The sequence below is a fragment of the Paraburkholderia sp. BL9I2N2 genome (genome assembly GCF_004339745.1).
Taxonomy (GTDB): Bacteria; Pseudomonadota; Gammaproteobacteria; order Burkholderiales; family Burkholderiaceae; genus Paraburkholderia.
The window spans coordinates 4,391,862-4,403,582 of sequence record NZ_SMGP01000001.1; the positions used below are offsets into that span (position 1 = coordinate 4,391,862).

12 protein-coding genes are annotated in these 11,721 nt (G+C 61.3%); 7 read left to right on the top strand and 5 right to left on the bottom strand.

Features of this window, described 5'->3' with window-relative positions:
- Positions 1-40: 40 nt before the first annotated feature.
- Complete coding sequence (locus B0G74_RS20035) at positions 41-727, bottom strand: response regulator transcription factor (protein WP_013590077.1); 687 nt, start codon at positions 725-727, stop codon at positions 41-43.
- Between the two features lie 239 nt (positions 728-966).
- Between B0G74_RS20035 and B0G74_RS20040 the strand changes: the two genes are divergently transcribed.
- Entirely contained in the window at positions 967-1,191 is a 225-nt protein-coding gene (locus B0G74_RS20040) for a DUF3717 domain-containing protein (protein WP_132376512.1), read from the top strand.
- 103 nt (positions 1,192-1,294) lie between these two features.
- Here the strand turns inward: B0G74_RS20040 and B0G74_RS20045 are convergent, their stop codons facing one another.
- A complete protein-coding gene (locus tag B0G74_RS20045; RefSeq protein WP_132376513.1) occupies positions 1,295-1,585 on the bottom strand; it encodes a 4a-hydroxytetrahydrobiopterin dehydratase in 291 nt (96 codons plus the stop codon).
- Positions 1,586-1,689: 104 nt separating this feature from the next.
- Positions 1,690-2,580 carry a phenylalanine 4-monooxygenase gene (gene phhA / locus B0G74_RS20050; protein ID WP_243658234.1) on the bottom strand — a complete coding sequence of 297 codons (891 nt, stop codon included), beginning with the start codon at positions 2,578-2,580 and terminating at the stop codon, positions 1,690-1,692.
- Between the two features lie 147 nt (positions 2,581-2,727).
- Here phhA and B0G74_RS20055 point away from each other — a divergent pair, with 147 nt between their 5' ends.
- Positions 2,728-3,219, top strand: a complete 492-nt coding sequence (locus B0G74_RS20055) for an Lrp/AsnC family transcriptional regulator (RefSeq protein ID WP_132376515.1) — start codon at positions 2,728-2,730, stop codon at positions 3,217-3,219.
- A 67-nt stretch (positions 3,220-3,286) separates the two neighbouring features.
- Here B0G74_RS20055 and B0G74_RS20060 read toward each other — a convergent pair whose 3' ends face one another.
- Together B0G74_RS20060 and B0G74_RS20065 are read right to left on the bottom strand one after the other, a co-directional pair.
- Positions 3,287-3,823 carry a class IV adenylate cyclase gene (locus B0G74_RS20060; RefSeq protein WP_095417868.1) on the bottom strand — a complete coding sequence of 179 codons (537 nt, stop codon included), beginning with the start codon at positions 3,821-3,823 and terminating at the stop codon, positions 3,287-3,289.
- Positions 3,824-4,148: 325 nt separating this feature from the next.
- Complete coding sequence (locus tag B0G74_RS20065; RefSeq protein ID WP_132376516.1) at positions 4,149-5,048, bottom strand: LysR family transcriptional regulator; 900 nt, start codon at positions 5,046-5,048, stop codon at positions 4,149-4,151.
- Between the two features lie 143 nt (positions 5,049-5,191).
- On the opposite strand from B0G74_RS20065, the gene B0G74_RS20070 reads away from it, so the two are divergent.
- The 5 genes from B0G74_RS20070 (at position 5,192) to B0G74_RS20090 (ending at position 11,696) form a co-directional block, all read left to right on the top strand.
- Complete coding sequence (locus tag B0G74_RS20070; protein WP_132376517.1) at positions 5,192-6,730, top strand: CoA-acylating methylmalonate-semialdehyde dehydrogenase; 1,539 nt, start codon at positions 5,192-5,194, stop codon at positions 6,728-6,730.
- Between the two features lie 166 nt (positions 6,731-6,896).
- Positions 6,897-8,609 carry a GMC family oxidoreductase N-terminal domain-containing protein gene (locus B0G74_RS20075; protein ID WP_132376518.1) on the top strand — a complete coding sequence of 571 codons (1,713 nt, stop codon included), beginning with the start codon at positions 6,897-6,899 and terminating at the stop codon, positions 8,607-8,609.
- 286 nt (positions 8,610-8,895) lie between these two features.
- Positions 8,896-9,675 (top strand): ABC transporter ATP-binding protein, encoded by a 780-nt coding sequence (locus B0G74_RS20080; protein ID WP_132376519.1) that lies wholly within the window; start codon positions 8,896-8,898, stop codon positions 9,673-9,675.
- Positions 9,672-10,430: an ABC transporter ATP-binding protein gene (locus B0G74_RS20085; RefSeq protein WP_132376520.1), complete on the top strand. Its 759-nt coding sequence runs from the start codon at positions 9,672-9,674 to the stop codon at positions 10,428-10,430. Before B0G74_RS20080 ends, B0G74_RS20085 begins: the two co-directional genes overlap by 4 nt.
- Positions 10,431-10,481: 51 nt before the next feature.
- The gene (locus B0G74_RS20090) at positions 10,482-11,696 is read left to right on the top strand and encodes an ABC transporter substrate-binding protein (protein ID WP_132376521.1); all 1,215 of its coding nucleotides are present in this window, start codon (positions 10,482-10,484) and stop codon (positions 11,694-11,696) included.
- Positions 11,697-11,721: the final 25 nt, after the last annotated feature.

Sequence of the window (11,721 nt, forward strand, 5' to 3'; positions counted from 1 at the left end):
CGCCGTCAGGCCGCAATGCAACGTGCGGCCCTCACGACGATTATGCGGCCTGACGGATTTCCTGCAACAGATAACCGAAGCCGCGCACCGTGACGATCTCGACACGGCAGTTTTCGAGCTTTTTACGCACCCGGTGCACGTAGACCTCGATCGCGGTGTCGCCGAGATCGCCGCCGAAATGCGTCAGATGGTCTTGCAGCTGTGCCTTGCTGACCACGCGGCCATGACGCAACAGCAGCATTTCGAGCACCGCGAATTCACGCGGCGAGAGTTCGAGCGGCTTGTCGTCGTTGAAAATGCGGCGATCGACGCCCGACAGGCGCACACCGCCGAGCGACACTTCCGGACGCGGCATATCACCGTGCGGACCGCTGCGGCGCATGACCGCGCGGATGCGCGCTTCGAGTTCGGTGGGTTCGAACGGCTTCAGCATGTAGTCGTCGGCGCCGGAATTCAGGCCTTGCACGCGGTCGTTGAGCTCGTCGCGCGCGGTGAGGATGATCACCGGCGTGTGACGATTGCTCTGACGGAAGCGCGAGAGCAGCGTCATGCCGTCGATGCCGGGCAGACCCAGATCGAGGATCACCAGCTCATGGCGATTTTGCGTGAGGGCCTGTTCGGCGAAAATGCCGTCGTGGACCATGTCGACGGTGAAGCCGGCTTGTTCGAGACTGCTTTGGATGCCGCGTGCGATGGGGCGGTCATCTTCGATCAGAAGGAGTCGCATGGATTTCGCTCAAGTACAATGGGTTAGGCGTTTGGGCAAGCGGTTCGCCGGGGCGCCTGCTGCACAGGCAGCGTGCGACGTGGCCGTACCGAACTGGCACGAAGCGGCCACGAAGCAGGCATCGAGCGGCCTTGAAGCGCCTACCTGGCGCCCCCAGACCTGTCGCATCGCGCCAGTCCCTCGCAGGGGCAAGAAAACCTGGGACGGCCCGGCGTTTTCTTGAGAGCGATCACGAAGTCATGTCCGAGATAAGCATTCACGAACTGGAAGCCGCAATCAACTTCTGGCGCGCCCGCTCACCTTCGAGCGGCGACGAACTCGTTCTGTGCAAGGAGGCAAGCGCGCTCTCCAAGCCGTATGCGCTGATGATTGTACAGCGTCAGCACACGCTATCACCGGATCGTTTGGACACGGTTGCGAGGCTTGCGTGGGATTCTTACGTGCACCTTAAGAATAGCCTGTAGAACTGAAGGTTTGGACAAGGGATTACCTGCAAAGCCCTTTCATTTCCGCAGAAATACTCAAATTACGGCGTTTAAACCCGCTGATCGTACTAGTACGTTTGTATTACGCGGTAATACTATCGATAAACTTAGCCAATTTGATGTCGCGCTCTGTCAAGCCGCCGGCTTCATGCGTGGACAGCGTGATCTCTACCTTGTTGTACACGTTGAACCATTCCGGGTGGTGATCCATTTCCTGCGCCTTGATCGCCACGCGCGTCATGAAGCCGAATGCTTCGTTGAAGTCGGCGAATTTGAACTGGCGCTGAATCGCATCGCGGCCCGCTGTGGCTTGCCAGCCATGCAAGCCGGCGATCTGCGTGGCGCGTTCTTCGGATGTCAGTTTGTGAATCATGGTGCCACCTCATTTGATCTGAACAGGCACGCCGGTGGACGTGCGCATCCGCTATTTTTTCACGGATGCCGTCCGCCCGCAGACGGCCCCGTCAGGCTTGCTTTTCAGATATCGCCGTCGGCCAGCCAGCCTTCCTGCGAGCCGCGCGTGATGACGCGATCGTGCTCGAGGACGTCGCCGGCCGCGAACGCCGGTTCGGCTGCGAGCCTGGCCAGCAGCGGCGCGAAATCGGTTTGCGCGACGTTGAAGAGCTGCGCGAAGTCGTCGATCACGAAGTAGGTCTTCTGGAACGTGTCGATGCGGTAGCGCGTGCGCATTACGCGTTCGAGGTCGAAGCCGAGGCGGTTCGGCGCGGCGCTTTGCTGGCTGTAGAGCGTTTCGCCCTTGCTCGACACGATGCCCGCGCCATAGATCTTCACGCCGTTCGGACTCGCCGCGTCGCGGATCAGTCCAAACTCCACTGTGTACCAATAGAGGCGTGCGAGCAGTGGCAGGGCGCCGGCGTCATGGGCGGCGAGCGCGGCGCGGCCATATGCATGCATGTAGTCCGCGAATACCGGGTTGATCAGCAGCGGCACGTGACCGAACAGATCGTGAAAACAGTCCGGTTCCTGCAGATAATCGAGCTGATCCGGGCGGCGCATCCACCACGTCACGGGAAAACGGCGATTCGCCAGATGCTCGAAGAATACCTGGTCCGGCACGAGGCCTGGCACGGCGACAATCTGCCATCCGGTGGCGGGCGTGAGCTTCGCGTTGATCTCCTTGAACGAAGGCACGCGGTCGGCCGGCATGCCGATGGTTTCGACGCCCGCCAGAAATTCGTCGCACACACGCCCTTTGAGCAGCGCCGTCTGGCGCGCGTAAAGCTGTTGCCATACCGCGTGATCGACCGCGCCGTAGCGTTCGGTCGGTTGATCGATGGTGAAATCGGCGCGGGTTTCGAGGCCGGCGTCGAATTGTTCTTTCAGTTTGGCGGTATTGGCGGTGGACATGATGCTGCGCTCTACGGTGACGGCTGATATAAATAGGTGATGCAAGTGTAGAGCGGCGTGAGTGCGGAAAGGGCGCAATGATGGCGGTTTACAATGTGAATATGCAATAATCGTGCATCAACCGATTATTTAATGCGGATATTCGACATGTTCGACTTGGATCACTTCGATCTTGCGCTGCTGGACGTGCTTCAGCGTTTCGGCCGGGCGACGCATCAGCAACTGGCCGAGCAAGTGCCGCTGTCACCGTCGCAGATCGGACGGCGTTTGCAGCGTCTGGAGCAGGTGGGCGTGGTGGACGGCTATCGCGTCGTGCTGCGGCCGGAGAAGCTCGGGCTCGGCGTCACCGCGTTCACCAGTTTGAAGTTGAAGCACCACGGCGATTCGATCATCGAGCAATTCCAGCAGCAAATCGACGTGCTGCCTGAAGTGCTGGAGTGCCATGCCGTGGTGGGCGACGCCGACTATCTGTTGCGCATCGTCGCGCCTGATCTCAACTATCTGTCGACGTTCGTGATGAAGAAGCTGATGCGCGTGCCCGGCGTCGATAGCGTGCGCTCGAATATCGTGCTCACCACCTTCAAACGCAATGGTCCGTTGCCGCTGGGCCATCTGTCGCCGGGGACAGCCGCCGCTTGATGCGGCGGCAGTATGGGTGCGGCGCCTGGCGAGCTGACTTCGCACTGCGCCCCGTATTGCCTCAATCTTATGCCGCTTGCTTCGGCTCGCTGTCCGGACTCAGCAGATCGACATAAGCCACCGCCACCAGATCCGATTCCGGCACGCCGAGCGTGGCGAACATCGCATGCGCTTCGGCGTGGCCGCCTTCTTCGTCGTCGTCCTGAGCGAGCAGCACTTCGAGTTCCACGAAGTCGCCCAGACCGTCGACACGGTCCAGATGGATCCGCGTCCGTCCGGTCAGATACACATGCCGTTCCTTGGTAACGATGCCGCGCGTCGTCAGCGCGGTGGCGAGCAGCGCGTGCATGGCTTCCGGGTTGGTCACCGGGCTACGCGTGTAATACGACGCCTTCGGACCGTCACGGTCGTCGCGCTGATAGAAGATCAGCTCGGCCGGCGTGCCGTCGTCGAACTGGCGCAGCTTCAGGCGGCCGCGCGGCACGTCGTAGAAAAAGTCCTGCTGGCGGAAGATCAGCGGCGCGTCCGGCGCGAGCTGCGCCGCGCGTTCGCGGAGTTGCTCGAAATGCTGGGCGCGGGCTTTGATTTCAATGTTGCGTGCCATGTCAGGCTCCTGTCGAAGGATGGAGTGGTCGGCGGCTTCCGGTGTTGCCGGGGCGAAGCTGCCGGGAAGGACAAAGTCAAGTGGAACGGAAAAGGATGCGGAGCCGGCGCGTGAGCGCGAAACCTCAATCTAACAAAAACTGCGTGACGGTGTGGTTTCAGATGCCGGGCGGGCGATCGTGTTCCGCGATCGGCGCTGGCGAAGGTGCCGCGCAAGGAGATCGCCAGGAGGGCCGCACGATTTGATGGGCGTGTCATGAGAGGGGCTCATATCGCTCGCCCCTGGCGTCCTTGTGTCCTACACGCAAACTCGGTTCACCTGCGCCTCAAGTCGTCCATTGCTGCTCGATCAGCTTCAACGCCGCGGCAATCGCCGGTTCCTCCTTGCGCTGCACGAGCGTGATAAAGGTGAGCTGAGTCGGCACGGTGACACCTTCGACGATGGTCAACGCGTGCGCATGCGCTTCGGCGATGGCGGTGGCGTCGCGTGCCAGCGTGAGACCGACGCCCGATTTGACCAGGTCGAGCATCGACGGCTCCTGGTCCACTTCCGCCACCTTGACCGGCTTCACGCCGGCCTCGTCGAAACAGCGCGACAACAACCGGTTATGCGCCGACGCCGGCGGCGTCCAGATCCACGGCAGCGCCGCGAGCGAACGCCAGTCGCGCGCGCCTTTCACGCGGTCTTTCCAGCCGGCCGGCGCGAGCACACGGTACTGGAAATGAGTCAACGTGACCGCATGAAATGCGGGGCCGTCGCGCGGTTCGTCTTCGGACGGCAGGCCGATGTAGTAGCCGACATCCAGTTCACCCGCGCGAACCTGGTCCAATACCCAGCCTGACATGCCGTGGCGCAAGGCCGTCTCGATGTGCGGCCAGGTCTCCACGAGCTGCTTGAGAAAGCCGCCCAGGCGCAGAAACGCCGGATCGAGGATCGTGCCGATCCGCAGTCGCCCGCGCACTTCGTGGCGCAGCGATTGCGCCGCCCGCTGCACGTCGTTCGCCGCGGCGAGCGCCCGTTCGGCGTGGGGCAGCAGCGCCTGGCCGTCGCGCGTGAGCGAGAGCCCGTGCGAGGTTCGCGTGAACAGCGTCACCCCGAGCGTCTCTTGCAAATGCTTGATTTGCAGGCTGACGGCGGGTTGGGTCAGGTGAAGATGCACCGCGGCACGCGTGAGATTGCCCTCGCGTGCCACGGTGACGAACGCCCGAAGTAGAGTCAGATCCATATCGTGATATTAGCTCGCCTTATAGCGCAGTTGAGCATTACTCATTGGATTTGTCGACCCGAAGCGCCGTACGCTTCAGCTTCAGCATGCCTTTATCACGCCGCGGGCGCCGGGGCGGAAGACTTCACAGGAAAGAGGACACCATGAGCGAGACATATCAGGACGAAACCCAGCGCAGCGCGACCAGCGCCCGCGCGCTGACCCATTTCATCAACGGCAAGACGCTCGATGGCACGAGTGGCCGCTTCGGCGACGTCTTCAATCCCGCGCAAGGCAGCGTGAGCGCGCGCGTGCCGCTCGCGAGCGTCGCCGAAGTCGATGCCGCCGTCGCCGCCGCCCGTGCCGCCTTTCCCGCGTGGAGTGAAACCGCGCCGATCAAGCGGGCGCGTGTCCTGTTCAAGTTCAAGGAACTGCTCGACCGTCACCACGACGAACTCGCGGAACTGATCACGCGTGAACACGGCAAGGTGTTTTCGGATGCGAAGGGCGAGGTGATGCGTGGCATCGAGATCGTCGAGTTCGCGTGCGGCATTCCGAATCTGTTGAAGAGCGACTTCACCGATCAGATCGGCGGCGGCATCGACAACTGGAATCTGCGTCAGCCGCTCGGCGTGGTCGCCGGCATTACGCCGTTCAATTTCCCGATGATGGTGCCGTGCTGGATGTTCCCCGTCGCGATTGCGTGCGGCAACACGTTCGTGCTGAAGCCGTCGGAGCGCGATCCGTCCTGTTCGAACCGCCTCGCGGAATTGTTGAAGGAAGCCGGCTTGCCGGACGGCGTGTTCAACGTCGTGCACGGCGACAAGGTTGCTGTCGATGCGCTGCTCGTGCATCCGGAAGTCAGCGCGTTGTCGTTTGTCGGTTCGACGCCGATTGCCGAATACATCTACACGGAAGGCACGAAGCACGGCAAGCGTGTGCAGGCTTTGGGCGGAGCGAAGAATCATCTGGTGGTGATGCCGGACGCGGACCTCGACCAGGCCGTCGATGCCTTGATCGGCGCGGCGTACGGTTCGGCGGGCGAGCGCTGCATGGCGATTTCGGTGGCCGTCGCCGTAGGGCATATCGCCGATGAGTTGATCGAACGGCTCACACCGCGCGTGAAGAGTTTGAAGATTCTCAACGGCATGGAATCGGATGCCGAGATGGGTCCGTTGGTGACGGCGGTGCATCGCGAGAAAGTGGTCGGCTATATCGACTCGGGTGTCGCGTCGGGCGCGAAGCTGGTTGTCGACGGACGAGGCCATCAGGTCAGCGGTCATGAGAAGGGCTTCTTTCTCGGCGGCACTCTGTTCGACAATGTTTCGACCGATATGAAGATTTATCGCGAAGAGATTTTCGGACCCGTACTGTGTGTGGTGCGCGTGCCGGATTTTGCTTCCGCGGTGGAACTGATCAACGCCAACGAGTTTGCTAACGGCGTGTCTCTGTTTACGTCCGATGGCGGCGTCGCACGCGCGTTTTCGCGTCAGATTCAGATCGGCATGGTAGGGATCAACGTGCCGATTCCGGTGCCGATGGCATGGCACTCGTTTGGTGGCTGGAAGAAGTCGCTCTTCGGCGATCATCACGCGTACGGTGAAGAAGGCGTGCGGTTCTACACGCGCTACAAGAGCATCATGCAGCGCTGGCCCGACAGTATTGCCAAGGGCGCTGAGTTTACGATGCCGGTAGCGAAGTAGTGTGAGGCATTTGCTTTCGGCAAGGCTTGTGGTGGCTTGCCGAAGGCCGTGGCAGAAACGAGTGCTAAACGGGCAGAAGAAAGGCGTAACACACAAATAGAGCCCGACGCCGCAGTCGCATGACAATCATGCGACTCGCCGACAAAAAAGCTTAGGAGACTGGACAATGAGCCATACCGATACGACGCCCGCGGCCCGCCGCCTCGAAGGCGAGTTCGACTACATCATCGTGGGCGCGGGGACGGCGGGTTGTGTGCTGGCCAATCGCCTGACCCAGGATCCCGACGTGCAGGTATTGCTGCTCGAAGCCGGCGGTAAGGACGATTACCACTGGATTCACGTGCCGGTCGGTTATCTCTATTGCATCGGCAATCCGCGCACGGACTGGCTTTATAAAACGCAGGCGGAAGCGGGCCTCAATGGCCGCTCGCTCTCATATCCGCGCGGACGCGTTTTAGGCGGCAGTTCCTCCATCAACGGCATGATCTACATGCGTGGTCAGCGCGAAGACTACGATGAATGGGCGCGTGTCACCAACGACCCGTCCTGGTCCTGGAACTCGGTGTTGCCTGTCTTCAAACGCAGCGAAGACCACCATGCCGGCGCGACCGAATCGCATGGCGCAGGTGGACCGTGGCGCGTCGAAAAACAGCGGTTGAAATGGAAAATTCTCGAAGAGTTTTCACGCGCCGCGCAAGAGACCGGCATTCCCGCCACCGACGACTTCAATCGCGGTGACAACACCGGTGTCGGCTACTTCGACGTCAATCAGAAGCGCGGCATTCGCTGGAATGCATCGAAGGCGTTTTTGCGTCCCGCACTCAAGCGGCCGAATCTCACCGTGATCACCGGTGCGCACACGCAGCGCGTCGTCTTCGAAGGACGCCGTTGCACAGGCGTCGAATATCGCGGCAACGACACGGACTATCTGGCCAAGGCCCGCTGCGAAGTGATCCTTAGTTCAGGTGCGGTCAACTCACCGCAATTGCTCGAACTGTCCGGCATAGGCAATGGCGCGCGTCTGCAGAATCTCGGCATCGAGGTCGTCAACGATCTGCGTGGTGTGGGTGAAAATCTGCAGGACCATTTGCAATTGCGCATGGCCTACAAAGTCGACGGCGTACGCACGCTCAACACTGCGTCCGCGCATTGGTGGGGCAAGCTGCTGATCGGCATGCAGTACGCGTTTTTTCAAAGCGGGCCCATGTCGATGTCGCCGTCCCAACTTGGCGCGTTTGCCAAATCCGATCCGGACGATCGCTCGCTTACGCGGCCCGACCTCGAATACCACGTCCAGCCGCTTTCTCTCGACCGCTTTGGCGAACCGCTGCATCGGTTCAATGCGTTCACGGCGTCGGTGTGTCAGTTGCGGCCCACTTCGCGTGGCAGCATTCACATCGAATCCGCCGACCCTTCGGCGCCGCCGTTGATCGCGCCGAACTATCTCTCCACCGATTACGACCGGCACGTTGCCGCCAATGCGCTGCGTCTTACGCGCCGCATTGCTGGAGCGCCCGCGCTGGCTCGCTATCGACCGCAGGAAATTTTGCCGGGCGTTCAGTACCAGACCGAGGAAGAGTTGCAGCAGGCCGCCGGCGCGGTCGGTACGACCATTTTCCATCCGGTCGGCACCTGCCGCATGGGCACGACAGACGACCCCGGCGCCGTGGTCGACAACCGGCTACGGGTTATCGGTGTTGACGGACTGCGCGTGGTTGATGCGTCTGTCATGCCGAACATCACCTCGGGCAACACCAATTCGCCCACGCTGATGATCGCCGAACGCGCCAGCGAGATGATCCGCGAAGATCGCCGTGCGCGCGTGGCCGGCAGTTTCGCGGCGCAAACGAGCTCGACGCCTTCCATGTCCGCCGTGTGACAGCTAGCGTACGAGCCGCATGAGATGCCCGTCCGTCATGCGCGGCGGGCATCTCGCACGTATGGGTCCCGCTCGGGCGGGCATCATCCACTAAGTGCAAATCCCAATGAATGCGCTGCATCATTGGCGCGACAATGGCAGCCATGCTGCGTGCCGCCCCATGGATCACCGTCCGGATTGGTGCAGCACGCCAACGAGCGGCACGGGGTGCCGCCGTCATAAAAAGTCGCGCAGCGGTTCGCGCGTAAGATCGTAATGCTTCGCCTTACTCCGTATGGAAGGGAACATGATTCTCGGCGATACGATTCTCGAAACGCGCGGCCTCACTCGTGAGTTCAAAGGCTTCATCGCCGTGAACGGTGTGAACCTGCGCGTGCGCCGTGGCTCGATCCATGCGCTGATCGGCCCGAATGGGGCAGGCAAGACCACCTGCTTCAATCTGCTCACCAAATTTCTGGAACCCACCGCGGGTCAGATCGTTTTTAACGGCATCGACATCACGAGCGAACGCCCGGCGCAAATCGCGCGGCGCGGCATTATCCGCTCGTTCCAGATTTCTGCTGTGTTTCCGCATCTGACAGCATTGCAGAATGTGCGCATCGGTTTGCAGCGCCAGCTCGGCACGGCATTTCATTTCTGGAAGAGTGAGCGTACGCTGCGCCAACTCGATGACCGCGCAATGGATCTGCTCACCCAGGTCGGACTGACCGATTTTGCCGATGTGTTGACGGTCGAACTTTCCTACGGCCGCAAGCGCGCGCTGGAAATTGCCACCACGCTTTCCATGGAACCCGAGCTCATGCTGCTCGACGAACCCACGCAAGGCATGGGCCATGAAGACGTCGACCGCGTGACGGCGTTGATCAAAAAAGTATCGAGCGGCCGCACCATCCTCATGGTCGAGCACAACATGAATGTGATCGCCGGTATCTCCGACACGATTACCGTGCTGCAACGTGGCGAAGTGCTCGCAGAAGGCAGCTACGCCGAAGTGTCGAAGAATCCGCTCGTGATGCAAGCCTATATGGGCAGCGCCGACGCGGCGCTCGCCGGAGCCCACGCATGAATACGATTGCCGAGCGTGAAAGCCTCGACGTAAGCGGGACGGAGAACGCTGCTCCCGCGCTGGACATCAAGGGTTTGCAGGCGTGGTACGGGGAGTCCCATATTCTGCACGGCGTCGATCTGACGGTGAACCGCGGCGAAGTCGTCACGCTGCTGGGTCGCAACGGTGCGGGCCGGACCACCACGCTGCGCGCCATCATGGGCCTGACCGGACGGCGCACCGGTTCGATCCGCATCGGCGGACGCGAAACCATCAACCTGCCCACGCATCGCATCGCGCATTGCGCCGTGGGTTATTGCCCGGAAGAACGGGGTATCTTTTCGAGCCTCTCGTGCGAGGAAAACCTGCTGTTGCCGCCGCCGGTCGGCGACAAGGCACACATGATGTCGCTCGAAGAAATCTATTCGATGTTTCCGAATCTGCAAGAGCGCCGCATGAGCCAGGGTACGCGGCTGTCGGGCGGCGAACAGCAGATGCTGGCGGTGGCGCGCATTCTGCGCACCGGCGCGAGCTTGCTGCTGCTCGACGAGATCTCGGAAGGGCTCGCGCCTGTTATCGTGCAGGCGCTGGCGCGCATGATCATGACACTCAAGGCGCGGGGCTATACCGTTGTGATGGTCGAACAGAACTTCCGTTTTGCCGCGCCGCTTGCAGATCGCTTCTACGTGATGGAGCACGGCGCGATTGTCGAGCACTTCGGGGCGAGTGAACTCGAAAGCAAGATGCCGGTCCTGCACGATCTACTGGGCGTATAAAAACGCCCGATTGCCTCTGATAACCACAAGCGAAGAAACCAGGAGACAGGAATGAAAAAGAACCCACTCGCGCGGCTTGCCACACTTTGTTTCGCGGTCGCCGCCGGCGCCGCTTTGACGATGGGCAGCGCGCAAGCGGCTGACGACGCGGTCAAGATCGGTTTCATTACCGATATGTCCGGTCTGTATGCGGATATCGACGGGCAGGGTGGACTCGAAGCGATCCGTATGGCGGTGGCGGATTTCGGCGGCAAGGTGAACGGCAAGCCGATCACGGTGGTGTATGCGGACCACCAGAACAAGGCGGACATCGCAGCGTCGCGCGCACGTGAATGGTTCGACCGCGACGGCGTCGATCTGCTGATCGGCGGCACGAACTCGGCGACCGGTCTGTCGATGAACACCGTGGCCGGAGAAAAGAAGAAGGTCTACATCAGCATCGGCGCGGGCGCGGACACGCTGACCAATGAGCAATGCACGCCGTACACGATCCACTACGCGTACGACACCACGGCGCTGGCCAAGGGCACGGGCTCGGCGGTGACGAAGCAGGGCGGCAAGACCTGGTACTTCCTGACCGCCGACTACGCATTCGGCAAGGCGCTGGAAAAGAATACGTCGGACGTGGTGAAAGCGAGCGGCGGCCAGGTGCTGGGCGCGGTGCGCCATCCGCTGTCGGCTTCGGATTTCTCGTCGTTCCTGTTGCAGGCGCAGGCGTCGAAGGCGCAGATTCTCGGCCTCGCCAACGCGGGCGGCGACACGATCAACTCGATCAAGGCGGCCAAGGAATTCGGCATTACCAAGACGATGAAACTCGCCGCGCTGCTGATGTTCATCGACGATGTTCACAGCCTGGGTCTGGAAACCACGCAAGGCCTCGTGCTGACGGACAGCTGGTACTGGAACAAGGACGCCACCACGCGCAAGTGGGCGCAGCGCTACTTCGAAAAGATGAAGAAGATGCCGTCGAGCCTGCAGGCCGCTGACTACTCGGCGACCATGACCTATCTGAATGCAGTGAAGGCGGTGGGTTCGACCGACTCCGACAAGGTGATGGCGCAACTGAAGAAGACCAAGATCGACGATTTCTATGCGAAGGGCTACATCCGTCAGGACGGCAGCATGATTCACGACATGTACCTGATGCAGGTCAAGACGCCGGCTGAATCCAAAGAGCCGTGGGACTACTACAAGATCACAGCGACGATCCCCGGCGAGCAGGCGTTCACAACCAAGGCGGAAACGCGCTGCGCGTTGTGGAAATAAACGCTGGTTCGTAACCAGATGGCCG